The 15,410-nt window shown below is 67.5% G+C and carries 6 protein-coding genes (1 of these 6 running past the window's edge); all 6 read left to right on the top strand.

Annotated features, from left to right (window positions below; translation table 11 throughout):
* Positions 1 to 6 precede the first annotated feature (6 nt).
* Positions 7 to 465 (top strand): hypothetical protein, encoded by a 459-nt coding sequence (locus ABD987_RS11110; protein WP_345390181.1) that lies wholly within the window; start codon positions 7 to 9, stop codon positions 463 to 465.
* Between the two features lie 214 nt (positions 466 to 679).
* On the top strand, positions 680 to 3,445 hold the full coding sequence (locus ABD987_RS11105) for a hypothetical protein (protein WP_345390178.1): 2,766 nt from the start codon (positions 680 to 682) through the stop codon (positions 3,443 to 3,445).
* A 3-nt stretch (positions 3,446 to 3,448) separates the two neighbouring features.
* Positions 3,449 to 5,308: a WXG100 family type VII secretion target gene (locus ABD987_RS11100; RefSeq protein WP_345390175.1), complete on the top strand. Its 1,860-nt coding sequence runs from the start codon at positions 3,449 to 3,451 to the stop codon at positions 5,306 to 5,308.
* Positions 5,305 to 5,778, top strand: a complete 474-nt coding sequence (locus tag ABD987_RS11095) for a YbaB/EbfC family nucleoid-associated protein (RefSeq protein WP_345390172.1) — start codon at positions 5,305 to 5,307, stop codon at positions 5,776 to 5,778. The genes ABD987_RS11100 and ABD987_RS11095 overlap by 4 nt, the downstream gene beginning before the upstream one ends.
* The gene (locus ABD987_RS11090; protein WP_345390169.1) at positions 5,771 to 6,097 is read left to right on the top strand and encodes a hypothetical protein; all 327 of its coding nucleotides are present in this window, start codon (positions 5,771 to 5,773) and stop codon (positions 6,095 to 6,097) included. Before ABD987_RS11095 ends, ABD987_RS11090 begins: the two co-directional genes overlap by 8 nt.
* Before the next feature lie 122 nt (positions 6,098 to 6,219).
* Positions 6,220 to 15,410 carry the 5' portion of a toxin glutamine deamidase domain-containing protein gene (locus tag ABD987_RS11085; protein WP_345390166.1) on the top strand. 67,330 nt of this gene lie beyond the right edge of the window, so the window shows 9,191 of its 76,521 coding nt (coding positions 1-9,191); it begins with the start codon at positions 6,220 to 6,222; the stop codon falls past the right edge of the window.

Raw genomic sequence — 15,410 nt, 5'->3', positions numbered from 1 at the left:
GACGTCATGGGTAACACCGAGTACGACAAAAAGCTGAGGGACAAGGCGAAGGAGTTCAAGGACCTCATCGAAACGGACATGGCGCCGTTCGACGATCTGGTCCATCGGTGGCCGAACGCGGGAAGCTTCAACCTGGGGGTCTGGGTCGAGCGGATCCTGGACGACCGGCGCAACGCCATCGTCGCGCACGCCGCGCACCTCAAGACGACGTTCGCCGAGATGTCGGACGCGCTGTACGCCATCGCGGAGAAGTTCGACCAGGTCGACGAGGGCAACGCGAAGGACGTCAAGAAGATCTTCGACGACAGCAAGAAGACGTCCGAAGACAAGATGAAGACCTGGAACACGGACCGGGAAAAGGCCGAGGGGAACCACTCCGGCGACAACCGGAACCCTGGCGACGGCTACGCCCAGAACGTCAACAACGCGTTCGACCCGGCAGGTGGTGAACAAAAAAAATTGTGACCGGTGGTGGCGGCGGGGACGAGCACAAGGATCCGCCTCCCAAGGACGAGCACAAGGACCCACCGCCCAAGGACGAAGACAAGGAAGAAAAGCCGACGCCCAAGCCGTCTGGCTCAGGCCCGAAAATCAACTAACAGGTCTCTTCGCGGCTTAGTGATCGATCGTACTGCTGATGGCCAAGGTTGCTCCGGACTGTCGACAAGGATAGGGAAAGATGGCTGACAATAAGGGATGGGGCCTTGGCCAGTACGACGAAGGCCCGCCGGCTTTCAACTACGGGAGCTACGACTCGCTGGCCAAGCTGATCGCCTACACCGGCGGTCTGCTCGACGACATGTACCGCGACCGCCCGTGGTACGAGTTCGAGGCCGCGGTCATCAAGGCCATGACCCGGCTCGACGACGTGAACAACGCGTTCGAGAAGAAGATCAAAGACGTCGCCGACATGATGAAGGGCGAGTCCGCGACCGCCTTCAACGACTGGGCGAAAGGTCTGCTCTCGAAGAGCAGGTCGCTGCACGACCGCGTGGCCGCCGACTCGTTCCACAAGTCGATCGGCAACATCGGCCACACGATCCGCTGGTTCTACGACCATTGGTGGGACACGGTCGCGCAGGCGGAGAAGGACTTCGAGATATCTCAGGGCGATATCCGGAACGCCGCCTACAAGGCGGCTGAACTCGCCACCGACGGATCGGACCTGGACGCGATCGTCGCGGAAACGAAGAAGGCGATCGACAAGCTCAAGGACAAGCAGGAATCCGAGCTGATCGAGAAGCTGAAGGTCAGCTTCGCCAACGTGGGCGAGCAGTACCGCATCTGCGGCCGGAACATGTCCACCATCGAGCCCTCCGGTGGCTACGACTACGATCCGGTCCCCGCGGGCGGTGGTGACAAGGACAAGGACAAGGACAAAGACAAGGATAAGGACAAAGATAAAGACAAAGATAAAGACAAAGACAAGGACAAGGACAAAGACAAGGATCACGACAAGGACAAAGACAAAGATAAGGACAAAGACAAGGACAAAGACAAGGACGAAGATTCCGGTGGCTCGGGCGGCGGCTCGGGCGGGGGATCGGGCAACAACAAGAAGCTGGACCTCGGCGGGGGCGACAGCGGCGGCGGTGGCAGCAAGGGCGGCGGCGGTTCCGGTGGCGACCAGGGACTGAAGGACAAGATGAAGGACGCCGTCGGCAAGGCGATCGACGGTGTCAAGAGCCCGGGCGACAGCCCGGAGACGAAGGCCGCGCTGGACAAGGCGAAGAAGGCCGCGCAGGACGCGATCGACGGCGTCGGCGGTGGTACGGGCGGCAACACCGGCGGTGGCCCTGGCAGCACCGGCGGTGGCCCTGGCAGCACCGGCGGTGGCCCTGGCGGCAGCATCGGCGGTGGCGGTGACGACCAGGCGCTGAAGGACAAGGCGAAGGACGCCGCGGGCAAGGCGATCGACGGCATCAAGAACCCGGGCGACAGCCAGGCCACCAAGGACGCGCTGGACAAGGCGAAGAAGGCCGCGCAGGACGCCATCGGCGACATCGGCGCCGGTGACAAGAGCGGCGACAAGAGCGGCAAGGGCAACATCCCGGTCACCGGCGGCCCTGGCGAGAACGGCAAGAACAAGGCGCTCGAAGACGCCAAGAAGGCCGCCAAGGACGCGATCGACGGGGTCAAGGACAAGTACAAGGACGACCCCAAGGCGCAGGAGGCCCTCGACAAGGCGGAGAAGGCCGTCGACAAGGCCATCGGCGACCTCGATCCCAAGAACGGCAAGGAACTCGGCGACGCCAAGGACAAGGCCCTCAAGTCCATCGACGACGTCAAGGACCACCAGAAGGACCCCGCGGTCAAGGACGCGCTGGAGAAGGCCAAGAAGGCCGTCGGCGACGCCATCAACGACGTCAAGCCGGGCGAGGACGGCCTGAAGCACGCGAAGGAAGCGGCCGACAAGGCCCTCGACGACGCGATGAAGGACGCCGACCCGAAGACCAAGGCGGCGCTGGAGGACGCGAAGAAGGCCGTCGACAAGTCGTTCGACGAGGCACAGGCCAAGCACGACGGGCCGTTCGGCGACCTCAAGCACAAGTCGATGGACGCGATCGACAAGATCGAGGACGCGAACAAGGACAAGCCCGCGGTCCACGACGCGCTGGAGAAGGCGAAGGAAGCCGTCGCCAAGGCGGTCGACCCGGGGAACGTCAAGGGTTTCTCCACGAACGACGCGCAGCCCGCGGCGGACAAGGCCCTCGACGAGCTGATCAAGAACACCACCGACCCGGACGCCAAGCACGCCCTGGAAGAGGCGAAGAAGGCGATCGACGACGTCCTGCCGGATCCGCCGAAGGTCAACGACCTGCGGACGCCCGGCGACGGGCACGACAAGCAGCTGCTCGACGACTCGAAGAGCGCCGCGTACAAGGCGTTCGACGACGCGATGAAGGACGCGGACCCGGCCACCAGGAAAGCGCTGGAGGACGCGAGGGACGCGGTCGGCAAGTCCATCGACGGGGTCGGCACCACTCCGATCGACGGCACGACGCACGACGTGCCGAAGTTCGACGCCAGCGGCAAGATGAAGGACTTCCTCTCCGGCGGCAGTGGTGGCAGCAGCGGCAGTGGCGGCACCGGCGGTGGTGGCGGCGGGAACTTCTCGACCAGTTCGGAGGGACCGGGTGGACAGCGCGCCCAGTTCGACACCGACGTCGCCACCCAGCGTGGTTACACCCAGCCGGGCAACACCGGGGCCAGGGTGCCGAACACCGTGAACGCGGCGGTCACGGGCGGGGGCCAGCCCGTCAACCCCCAGCAGCAGGGGATGCCGATGGGCGGTATGCCGATGGGCGGCGGCATGGGCGGCATGGGCGGTGGCGGCCAGCAGAACAACCAGCGCGAACCGCAGATCTGGCTGCAGGCCGACAAGAACGCCTGGACCGACGACCCGGACGGCCAGGACGAAGCGGTACTGGGCAGGAAGAAGTAGGTCATGGCCGACGGTGCTCCCGGCAACCCGCCACCGGTCCCCGACGACCCGGTGCTGAAGCAACTCACCTTCGAACAGCTCGCGCAGCTGGTGAACGAGGTCAGCCCCGAGGTCTTCTACCAGCGTGCCGAGGCCTTCGAGCGGGCCTCGGCCCGGCTGCAGGACGCGGTCGAGCAGGTCCGGCGTCAGCTGAACATCGTGCGGGGCGCGTGGACCGGCGGCGGCGCGGACGACTTCGACGCGCTCGCCAAGGAGGTGACCGGCAAGGTCACCGGGGCACTGCAGACCATGAACACCCCCGGCTACGGCTCGGTGCTCCGCGCCGCGGGTGACACGCTCGCCGCCCACCAGCGGCGGATGCGGGACCTGCAGGGCCGCAAGACCGAGGACGACAGCAAGCCGCCCGCTCCCGGTGCGCCCTCGCCCGAGCAGAACGCGCGTGTGCACGGCGACTCGGCCAGGCAGATCCTGCTCGACCTGCGGACCGCCTACTGGGACGTCGGCAACCAGTTGCCCGCTCTGTCCTATAAGGACACCCGGATCGGCGGCGGGAACGGCAGTCCGAGCGGGCAGGGCGATCCGAACGGGCAGGGGAACGGCCACGGCGGCAACGGGAACAACGGCGGGCACGGGGGCAACGACCTCCCGCTGGTCACGAACGCCTTGCTGCTCTCACCTGGCGGCCCGTTCGGCCGTTCCCACGACGGCGGGGGCGGCCGGGACGGCCAGGGTGGTCAGGACGGCGTGGTGCACTGGAAGTCGCACCGGCCGGAGCGGCACACCGACGGGTTCGTGACGCATGTCCAGCAGCCGTGGCGGACGGCCGGTCCGGAGCAGGGGCCCGCGGAAGCGCTGAAGCCGATCATCACGCAGCCGGGTCAGGTGCCGTTCGTCATGCCGCTGGGGGGCGGTCCCGGTCCCGCGATGCCGGACAGCGAGCAGCCCGAGTTTCTGCCTCCGGTGCTGGGCAAACCGGATCCGGGACAGCGCCACGGCCGCCCGGAGAAGGAACACCGCCCGGACAAGAAGAAGGCGAAGCACGAGAAGAAGCCGGCAACGGTGAAGGCCAAGCGGATCGAGAAGGATCCGGTGGTGCAGAAGATCACGGACGGCCCGGCGGGCACCGAGACGCACCCGGTCGAGATCAAGAAGACCGACCATGTGCAGACGACGACGGACTCGCCGAAGGGCGCGCCGCCGGTACCGGTCAGGACGGTGCCGGTCGAGGAGACCAAGGTCGTCACCTCGACCGGGGAGCCCGTGACGGTCACCACCCAGCCCCCGCCGGTCACCACCCAGCCGCCGCCGGTGACCGGCCACGTGCCGTCGCCGGGGCAGGTCAAGTCGGTCCAGTTCAACGCGACGGACGGGCAGCAGGCCCCGCCGGTCACGCAGTCGGCGTCCTTCGGCGCGGGCGGCGGCGGTGGCAGCGGGTCCGCGTCCGGGGCGTTCAAACCGGAGGATCGCGGGATGTTCACGCCGGGCAGCGGGGACACGAGCACGTTCCAGGGGCTCGACGCGTCCGCCGCCCCGGCGGCGCACGCGCCGGCGTCGAAGCCGGGCCACAATCCCGCCGATCCGATGACGTCGCAGCCCGGCGGTATGCCGATGTCGCCGATGATGATGGGCGGGATGGCCGGCATGGGCGGCCAGGGCGGGCAGCAGAACAGCCGGATGGCGGCGATGCCCGCCGAGCCGAGGCCGGACGCCTGGCCGTCGGGGAGCAGCGCGTCCGGGACGCTGGGCCGCCGCGAGCAAAACCAGCACGAGAGCACCGAATTCGCCGAAGGCGAGGCGAAGGCGAAGCTCGCCGAGAAGTTCGCCGAACTGGACCGGCTCACGGAACGAGGGAAGCAGCGATGACCGACTGGCACTCCATGGACACCGACCAGGCCGTCGACCAGGCGTGGGCGAAGCTGGAGGAGGAGAAGGAGAAGCTCGCCGAACTCGGCAAGCACTGGGACGAGGCGAGCACGACCATCCGCGCCAAGGACCAGTCGCTCGAGATGACGTTCGACGGGCGGGGTGAGCTGACCGAGCTGACCTTCAACCCCTCGAAGTACCGCGAGATGCCGCCCGCCCAGCTGGCCAGCGTCATCATCGAAACCCTGCGGAAGGGCCGCGCGGAGTCCCAGCAGAAGATGTCGGAGCTGATGGGGACCCCGGCCATTCCCGGGCTGGACCTGGACGGGCTGATCTCCGGGAAGGTCCGGCCGGATGAGATGATCAACTCGATGATGGGGCCGATGCTCGAAACCCTGAGCGGGTTCGGTCTCGACATCGAACCGCCGAAGCCGGCGAACCAGAAGCGGGAGGCTCGCGAGCATGGCTGACGAGTTCTACCTCGACGAGGCGGCGTACGACGGGATCATGACCGACCTCCAGAGCATCGGGCACGGGATCGGTAGCAGCTTCCAGACCCTGGCCGACGTGCTCCTGGAACACGACGGTGCGTGGGGCACCGACGACATCGGTAAGGCGTTCGCGAAAAAGTACCTTGGCGAGGGGCCGGACGACGGTGCGCGTGCGGACGTCGTGGCGCTCGGCGGTGTCGAGGAAAACCTGGACAAGTCCGCCGAAATCGGCAAGAAGAACGCGAGGAACTTCGCCTCGGTCGACCGTGAGACGGCCAAGAAGATGGATCTGCAGTGACCTTCGCATGATGACCTGATCAAGCGAACCGGCCGTTCGGTACCCGGCGGCGGGCAGCGTAGGTAGTGATTCGGCGCGCCAGGCAAACACTGTGCAGCCATGGAAAGGAGGTGAAAAACAAAATGGTTGTCAGCAGTGGTGGTGGGCGCCTTGGCGGCTACGGCAGCGGTACGAACTCCGGTGGCGGTGGTACCCAGTTGCCGCCGGACCTGCAGAAGTTTTTCAAGGTCACCTGTGGCATGACCTGGCCCGAAGGTGATGAAAACGCCATGTGGGCGATGGCGGACGCCTGGAAGACATTCGCCAATGACCTTGATGGTCGAGTCGCCGACCTCAAAGCGTTGCTGCCCCGGATTCCCGGTGCGATGCGTGGCAAGACCGCAGATGCGGACACGGAATGGCTCAAGAGCCAGATCAAAGCTCTCGAGGAGACCGCGGAAAGGGCGCACAAGTACTCGAGTACCTGCCGGAACACAGGTGGTGATATCCGGAAGGGCAAGGCCATGCTGATCATCATGGCCATCATGTTCTTCCTGATGATCATGGCGCTGCTCTGGACGATTTTCACCGCCTGGCTCGCGCCCGCCGCCATCGCGGGGGCCAGGGCGACCCTGGGGCAGATTCTGCTGTCGGTGCTGAAGAACGTCATCATTTCGGCAGCCAAGTACGCGGTGGGCAATGCCGCGTTCATGGAGTTTCTCGATGTCAGTATCCAGGGAATCGAGAAGCTTGCCGGGCAGCGGGACGATTGGGATCTTGACTCGCTGAAGAACTCCGCCATCGGCGGTGCGATCGGTGGCGCCGGGTTCGGTGCGGTGCGTGGCGTCGGGAAGGGGCTCGCGGGCGGCCTCAACTGGCGCGGGGGCGGCGGCGGGAAGGGGTCCGGCGGAGGGAAGGGCGGACTCGGGGAGAAGGGCGGTCCTGGCGGGAAGTCGACGCTCAACGAGAAGCCCCCGATCACCGAGAAAACTGGCCCCGGCGAGAAGGCGGGTCCTGGGGAGAAGACCGGTCCTGGAGAGAAGACTGGGCCCGGCGAGAAGGCGGGGTCTGGGGAAAAGACTGGGCCTGGTGAGAAGACCGGGCCCGGGGAAAAGGCCGGGCCTGGGGAAAAGGCCGGGCCTGGCGAGAAGACGGGCCCTGGGGAGAAGACCGGTCCTGGGGAGAAGACGGGGCCTGGCGAGAAGACCGGACCCGGCGAGAAGGCGGGACCTGGGGAGAAGACGGGTCCCGGGGAAAAGGGTGGCTCCGGGAAGGCGGGGCCCGAAAATTCGCTTCTTTGGCAAGGCGGGTACGTCGTCGCGCAGGTCGCCATGACCGTTCCGGTCAACTGGCTGGTGAACAAGGCGACCGGCGGGCACGGGGAACTCTGGGCCGGGATGCTCGGCGCCGCCGGGCCCTACCACACGAGCAAGGGGTGGTCGGCGAAGCTGGATGCCGGGGGTCACAACCTCCTGGACAAGCTCGGTAGCGGGCTGGGGTCGAAGCTGGACAAGCTCGGCACCATCGGTGAGCGCGGCACAGGAGGGGCGCCGGGCGAGGTCGCCAAGAGCGGCGGTTCGTCGGACAGCCGGGGCTCCTCCGGCGATGGTGTTTCCGGTAAGGATTCGTCGAACAGCCGTGGTTCTTCCGGTGACGGTGTATCTGGTAAGGATTCGTCGGGCAGTCGTGGTTCTTCCGGTGATGGTGCTTCCGGTAAGGAATCCTCGGATGGTCGTGGTTCTTCCGGTGACGGTGTGTCCGAAAAGGACTCGTCGAGCCGTCGTGGTTCCACCTCTAGCGAGGACTCCTCCAGCAGCGGGTCGTCGGGCCGTCGCGATTCCACCTTCAGTGATGACTCGTCCCACAGCGATTCGTCGAGCCGTCGTACCTCCATAAGCGAGGGCTCGTCCGACAACGGCTTGGTACACAACGAAATCAAGACCGGGGACTCCTCGCTGGGCACCATGTTCTCCGAGAACAAGCAGCAGTCCGTCGTCACCGGTTCCGAAGGACACCGTGGCGGCTCCGAGGGGTCTGCCGCCAAGCCCGCCGACCAGATCAGGACGTCGTCGGATTCGCCCGGGTCGAACGGATCCAAGGCGACCACCGACTTCATCAAGGGCACCGGCTCGAACGGTCAGACCGAGCACCGGGTGACCACGCAGGGCGACTCGGGCACCCCGCCGCCGCGGGATCCGCAGTCGAACCAGCGGCCGAACCCGTCGGAATCGGGACCGAACAACCAGTCCCGGTCCGGTGGGCCGCAGCCGGGCTCGTCGAAGCCGAACACCAGCTCGGAGGGACCACGCGTCGAGACGTCCGCCGGCAAGCAGCCGGACACGGTCGGGCGTGGGCCGCAGTCGAGCACGCACGCGCAGCCCGAGACGCGGCAGACCGCCACGGCCGAGGCCGGTTCCCGCGACTCGCGGTCCTCTTCCTCCGGGCCGCCGCCGGATCCCGCTCGTTCGCCGCGCACGGACCGGCCCGATCTGTCGTCCGACGCGGACATCCGGCGGGGCAAGGACGAGGGGGCCGGCTCGAAGCCGGGCGAGGACACGCGCAAGTCGGTGAGTTCGGATGGTCCGGAGTCCCGTCGCGACGTCCGTACCAACGACCAGGGATCGCGGTCGGACAAGTCGCTTTCGGACAAGCCACTGCCCGAGAAGCCACTGCCCGAGAAGCCCTTGCCCGAGAAGCCGCTGCCGGAGAAGCCGCTGCCCGAGAAACCCTTGCCGGACAAGCCTTTGCCGGAGAGGGCACTGTCGGACAGGCCGGCGGCCGAGAAGCCGCTCTCCGACAAGCCGTTGCCGGAGAAGCCGTTGCCGGACCGGCCGGGCGACGCGGCCACGCCGGACAAGCCGGGTGCCAAGGGAGAACAGCCGAGGACCCGGGACACCGGTCCGGCTTCCGACGCGGGGAACTCCAAGCAGGGGCCGGCGCGACCGTCCACGGAGAGCGGGGAAGCGGGCAGGCACGGGCAGCGACCGTCCGGTGGGCCGGAGGCACCTGCACGGCGGCCCGGCGGGCCGGAGCTGAGCAGCGACGGTCCGCGCACCCCGGGGGCACGCGCGGACGGCGCGGCGGACTCGAAGCACCGTGGCCGCGGTGACCAGCCCGATGCGCACGACAGGCAGGAGCATCCGGGCGGCGTGGTGCCGGTGATGGCCGATGTCGACCACACCCGGGTGCCGGACCGGCCGGGCGTTTCGCATGACCCCGGTGGCCTCGGCGGGGGTTCGCATTCGCGGACCATCGGGGAGCTGTCCTGGAAGCCGGACGACAGCGGCCGGTACGTCACCGAGCAGGGTGGGCGGTTCCGCCACGGCGAGGACAGGGCGGGCAGGCCGTTCGCCGTCGACCTGCCCCCCGGCACGAAGATCAAGCTCCGGGCCAACGGTGAGCCCCGGCTCATCGAGCTGCCCGACGGGACGAGCTACGACCGTGCGCCGGGCGGAAACCCCAGGCTCGACGAGAACGGAAAACCCAGGCTCGACGAGGACGGAAACCCCAGGCTCGACGAGGACGGAAACCCCAGGTCCGACGGGAGCCGTGAGCCGGGCGGCGCGTGGTCGCGCCTGCGAGAGCGCCCTGGCAAGGAAATGGTCGTCCGGAAGCTGTACCTGTCGAAGGATATTGAGCTTGTCGGCGGGGCGACCAAGAAGCTGTCTGCCGGGTCCGAGTACGTCCTGGAAAAGCATCGCGGCTCCGGCACCAAGGACGAGGTGGTGCAGTACCGGAGCAAGGACGGCTCCGAAAACTATGTCCTTCGTCCGGACGGTAAGTACGAACTTCTGTCGGACATCGGGTCGAAGGTCGATTTCGAGGCCTGGCTGGCGGCCGCGAACATGCGGCACGAGACGGCCCGGAAGATGCACGATCTCGCCGACCGGTACACCCATCCCGACCCGGAGCAGCGGCTCAACAACAAGTCCTGGGAGCAGCTCCAGGAGATGCAGCGCTCGGCCGATCCGGACGAGCGGTTCGCGGCGGCCTACGAGGCGGCGCGCAAGGACAGCAGCGAGAAGTTCCACGGTGGCGACAAGGACGCTGGCATCTGGGGGCGCTGGACCCAGGTGGAAGCGATCGATCAGCTGAGCAGGGGCCACATCAACATGAAGGCCGGCGAAGGCAAGACGCTGGTCTTCCTGCTCGCCGCCATCCTGGAAGCGGTCAAACCGGATGTCGACGGGGTGCACCTCCTCACCAGCAACAGCTTTCTCGCGGACCGCGATTTCAAAACCCACCAGAGGGTCCTCAAGAACCTGGACATCGACCTGCACTGGATCAATTCCGACAAGCCGCCGCCGGTGGCGGTCAAGGGGAAACCGACGATCTACATCGGTTCCAAGGACGAGGCCGCCTTCCATCTGCTCAAGACGGGCGGGTTCGAGGACGGCAAGCAGGTCGGCAGGTTGGCCGGTCAGGCGCATGATCACTCGACGCGGATGAGACTGCTGCTGGACGAGGTCGACTCCGTGGTCCTCTCGCCGCCTCAGTGGATCCTGTCCTTGACGGGGAACAAGAAGGCCGACGCGGGGACCAGGGGGATGGTCCTGTGGGCCAAGGGCATCCTCGATCAGCACCTGGACACCGGAAGCCGGCCGGACGCCCTGCTGTCCAAAGAGGACTTCGGTCACCGGGCGGGCGAGGAGCCCGGACGATCCGCCCTCACCCCGGAAGGGCGAGCGAAGCTCGAGAAGCTGCTGGACCGGCCGCTTCTCGAGCACGAGGAGCACCGCATCAACAACGCCGCCGGTGCGAAGCTCGGGGACTGGAAGCTGAAGTCGGACTTCGTGATCCAAAAGCGGAAGCGCCGCATCGGGATCATCAACAAGGGCACCGGCGAGGTCATGATCGACCCGAGGACCGGGAACGAAAGCCGCTGGAACAACGGGGTGGCGCAGGCCATCGAGGCGGAGCACAACCTGCCGATCCGCGCCGATTCGGGCGAGGCGAACAGCAAGACACTTGTCGCCGAGGACCTTTTCTCCGGCTACGTGAAGGCCACCGGGGCGTCCGGGACCGTGGAAGGCATGGGGTCACTGCTCGGGAGGATCAAGCTTTCCGAGGTGGTGAACAACATCGCGTCCTACTACGAGGACCGCATGCACGAGAACACCACCGTGCACATCGCCTCCGATCTGCAGGACAAGTTCAAACGTATCAATGACGAGATCCATGCCATACAGAACGGCGAGAACCCGAGGCCGATCCTGCTTATTTCGCATGACAACGCGAAGCTGGAGATGTTCTCCGACTACATGAAGAACAATCCGGTCGACGGAAAGTCCGTCGACCACAAGGTCATCGATGCGGACTGGCAGCTGGACCAGGGGAAGAAGCGCTACGAGAATTTCGAAAAGGAGATCGAAAAGGCGGGCGACAAGAAGAGTGTTCTCCTCGCCAGCGACATCGCCGGGCGTGGCTCGGACATCAAGACCAAGGTCGACGGCGGCCTGCACGTGATCGTGATGGAGCCTTCCGATCTGCACTCCGCGGTGGACAAGCAGGCGTTCTACCGGACTCAGCGCAGTGGCGACGACGGCAGTGTCTCGGTCTACATCATGCCCGGGGACGATGTCGTGCGTAAGTCGGCCGCGGCCGATACGCAGGTCAGCATCGTCAAGCACGCCAACAGGCTCGACGAGTTCCGGAAGGACCCCACGAACGCGGGGCGCGAGGCGCTCGAATCGGCCAAGGAAGAACTGCGCGGCCTCTTCGAGCAGCTCGGCAAGGACACCGACTTCCGGTTCACCGCGGGCAGGCTGCTCCAGACCCCGCCCGCCCACGAGGGCAGTGACTCCGACACGGACGACAAGACCGCCGACCGCACCGGCGAAGGTCACGGCTCGAAGAACGAAGCTCTGGCCTCGAAGGGCGACAATGCCCAGCGTGGCCAGGACAAGGTCAAGGCAGGGAGCGACGAGCGCGGCGATCGCGATGCGGAGAAGCGTGGCGAGGACGTCTCGCACGACGGGCGGAAGCGTGCGGGACGGGACGAATCGTGGCGTTCCGAGCAGAGCGAGGACCGCGCGGACTGGCCGAGGGTGGCCACTCCGGAGCACCTGGACCGGATCCGCCGCGAGATCGACAAGGTCATGGCGTTCCGCCATTCCGCGCAGGCGGCGTCGCGCGGTCCCGCCACGATCGAGCAGGCCCGCGCGGCCTACGGGCACTGGCGCGGCGCGGACGGGCACCTCGGCGACACCGCCGACCAGGCCTTCAACGCGGCGGACTACCTCGAGAAGAACGGCCTGCTGGACACCCCGGCTCCGGTCGACGAGGACGCGACCGGTGAGAACACCTCCGGCGACGCGAAGACCTCCGACCACGCCGGATCGTCCACACAGCAGAAGGACGACACCCCGGGCCGGACGGGTGAGGATTCCCGGCGGGGCCAGGACGGGTCCGAGACGGGCCGCGACGAAGAAGAGCAGTCGCAGGACGACGAGCGTGGCGCGGACGTTTCGCGTGGTGATGGGCGAGGCGAGGGCGCCTCGCGCGACGATGAACGCAGCCAAGACGTCTCGCGTGACGAACGGGATTCCGGGCGCCGGTCGGACGAGTCGCGGCGGCCTGTGCTCGGCGAGGACGGCACGAGCTGGCCGAGTGCAGGCGAGCCGGAGCACCTGGAGCGGATCCGCCGTCAGCTCGACGAGATCGCGTCGATCTCCGACCCCGGGCATGTGACGAAGAACGGTCCCGCCACGATCGAGCAGGCCCGCGCGGCCTACGAGCACTGGCTGAACGCGGACGGGCCGAACAACCCGGGCACCCACGATCCGGCCTACGACGCGGCCTCGCACGCCCTGTGGCACAACCTCCTGCCGCCGAACACCTCCTCTCCGGCCGGTCAGGACGCGGCCAAGTCCTCGGCCCCGGCGGTACGCGACAACACACCCGACAACACGAAGGCCGCCAACGCCGCCAAGCTGTCCGCGTTGCTGTCCGAGACCGGTCAGCCCGGCCAGCAGCTCGACATGCGGACCGAAGCGAAGCCGGACGGCACGAAGCGGCTGACCAGCGCCCGGCCCAACGCACCGCCCGCCGCGAACGTCGGCAAGAAGAGCGAAGCTACGGCCAAGGCCACGAGTTCCGGCTCCCCGGCGCGCGCGCCGCGCGAGGTCAGCACGTCGTCGTCCGCGCCGCGGACGAGGTCCGCGGACGAGGAGGTCTTCGGGCCGCTGCGGTTGCGCGGCCCCCGCGAGCGTCGTGACATGGGCGGCAGGCCCGCTGCGCGGCCGTCCGGCCGGGAGGAGCCGCCCGCGGCGCTGGCCGGGTACCAGATCGAGTCCATCCGGTCCGAGATGCGGAACCTCGGCTACGCGCCGAAACCCGTCACCACCGACGATGCGCGTGAAGCATACGAGCAGTGGCGGGAACTGGGGCGGCCGATGCCGAACGCGCAGCGGCTGGGTGTCGAGGTGGCCTGGAACGAAGCCGGGCTGAAGCCCGGCCTGCCCGGCGGGGCTGGGGGGCTCGAGAGCGAACTGCACAGCTTCGGCGTGTTGCTGCCGAAGGGTTTCCCGGATGTGCGTTCGGTGGGGACCATCGTCGAGACCCCGGAACTGTCCATTGTGGTGGACAAGGGTCTCCACGACCGGACCGTGCTGGAGGTGGTGATCAAGCCGTTCGCGATCCTGCCCGGCGACGCGGGGCGCCCGTCCGTCACCGAGGTCTTCACCCGGCTGCACGACATCTTGACCCGGCTCGTCGAGGCCAAGCACAAGGCCCGGCTGGAGAACGTCTTCCCCCGGGACAGGGGTTACCGGGTGGACCCCGACTACGCCGAACTCCAGCTGCAGAAGTACGAAGGACACGAAAACCCCAAGCTTTACGTGCACTACTCGGGCGGGGTGCCGACCGCCGGATTGCCGAAGGTGCTCGACTACCTGCGTGCCACCATGCGCCACGAGGGGATCGCCGGCGCGGCCAAGGAGCACCTCGACGACGCCGTGCGCATCGGCGAAGGAGTGGCGCACGAGGCCGCGGGGGAGGACAACACGCTTTCGCCCGCGGACCGGGCCTCGCTCAAGGCGTTCGTCGCGATCGCCTACACCCAGTTCGCGGCGATCGCGGAGCGAGCGGCGGGCAGTAGCGGGCTGGCGAAGAACTACTCCGCGCTCGGCTCCAGGACCGACCTGCACCAGGCAAGGGCGCGCCAGAGCGCGGCGGTGCAGAACTACCTCGACGAGCATCGCGGTGACCTGGCCAGGCAGTTCGCCGCCGAGTTCCGCAGCAGGATGCGGCCGGGCGAGCCGACGGGTGACCTGCTGCAAAGCTCCATCCCGGCACCCACGATGGGTGAACGGGCGAACGGGCACTCGATAGGCGAGTACCTGGATTCCGCGTTCGCCAAGAACCCCGTCCACCAGGTGGACCAGAAGACGTCCATGCGGATCCAGACCACCCTGCCGGACTTCGACACCAATCCGGACGAGCACGACGTACCGCGGCACGACCCGCCCCTGTGGGTTTTCGAGTTCCGCTTGCAGGGCTCGACGAACGAGACGCTGCGCAGCCTCTACGACACCTACGTCGGCTTCGAAGACGCGATGCGGGACGGCTACGCGTCGGCCCTCGAACTCGACGGCAGGGACGACGAGGCCAGGCAGGTGCGCGAGGCGATACCGGAACACCGGCAGAACAACCTGGGAGAGCAGCTGACGCTGCGGGGCTTCGGGCTCGGCGGCCGCCCCGAGGCGTCTTCGGTGGCGGAGTCCCACCAGCCTTCGTCCGCGGGGGAGCGTGTCTACCGGTATGGCAACGGAGAGGTCAAGGCGATCGCCTACCCGAGCAAGCTGGGTGACCTGGCGGCGTCCGACAAGCTGGCCGAGCAGGTGCGGACGGGCGGTCTGCAGGGGCATTGGCGCGTCAACCCGGAGACCGGCGCGAGGGAGCATGTGGCCCGGATCTGGCCGAGCAGTGCGCTGCTGACGGACTTCCACAAGAAGGGGAACGCCGCGGAGACGGCCGAACGCGTCTGGCAGGGGATGCGGAACGCGGGCCAGGACGGTTCCCGGCCGTTGATCCTGTTCAGCTGCGCGACCCCGGACACGTCCTATCTCCAGGAGTTCACCGGGAAGTTGCGGGAACTCGGTCAGCGCGGCGAGATGTACGTGCCGACGAAGCGGGTGGCCACGGACGGGGTGGGTCGGCCGGTGGTGACCGAGGGTGGCACGTTCGTGGCCTGGAGCCAGGCCTCGCGTGTGCGGCCGGAGGATTCCGGGGGGCTGGTCGCTCCCGACGCCCCGAGGCGCCGGGATCGCCTGATGGGCAAGCTGAAAGCGGGCTTCAAGCTCGGGTCGGAGTCGTCGTCTTCGCGGGCACTGCC

It is taken from the genome of Amycolatopsis samaneae (assembly GCF_039541975.1).
Lineage (GTDB): Bacteria > Actinomycetota > Actinomycetes > Mycobacteriales > Pseudonocardiaceae > Amycolatopsis > Amycolatopsis samaneae.
Note: the sequence above shows the minus strand (reverse complement) of the source record. Positions and strands in the feature narration are given on the sequence as shown.

Excerpts from the sequence above, each read along its gene's own strand:
- ABD987_RS11110 (WP_345390181.1), top strand. The coding sequence starts at position 7 with ATGGGTAACACCGAGTACGACAAAAAGCTGAGGGACAAGGCGAAGGAG.
- ABD987_RS11105 (WP_345390178.1), top strand. The coding sequence starts at position 680 with ATGGCTGACAATAAGGGATGGGGCCTTGGCCAGTACGACGAAGGCCCG.
- ABD987_RS11100 (WP_345390175.1), top strand. The coding sequence starts at position 3,449 with ATGGCCGACGGTGCTCCCGGCAACCCGCCACCGGTCCCCGACGACCCG.
- ABD987_RS11095 (WP_345390172.1), top strand. The coding sequence starts at position 5,305 with ATGACCGACTGGCACTCCATGGACACCGACCAGGCCGTCGACCAGGCG.
- ABD987_RS11090 (WP_345390169.1), top strand. The coding sequence starts at position 5,771 with ATGGCTGACGAGTTCTACCTCGACGAGGCGGCGTACGACGGGATCATG.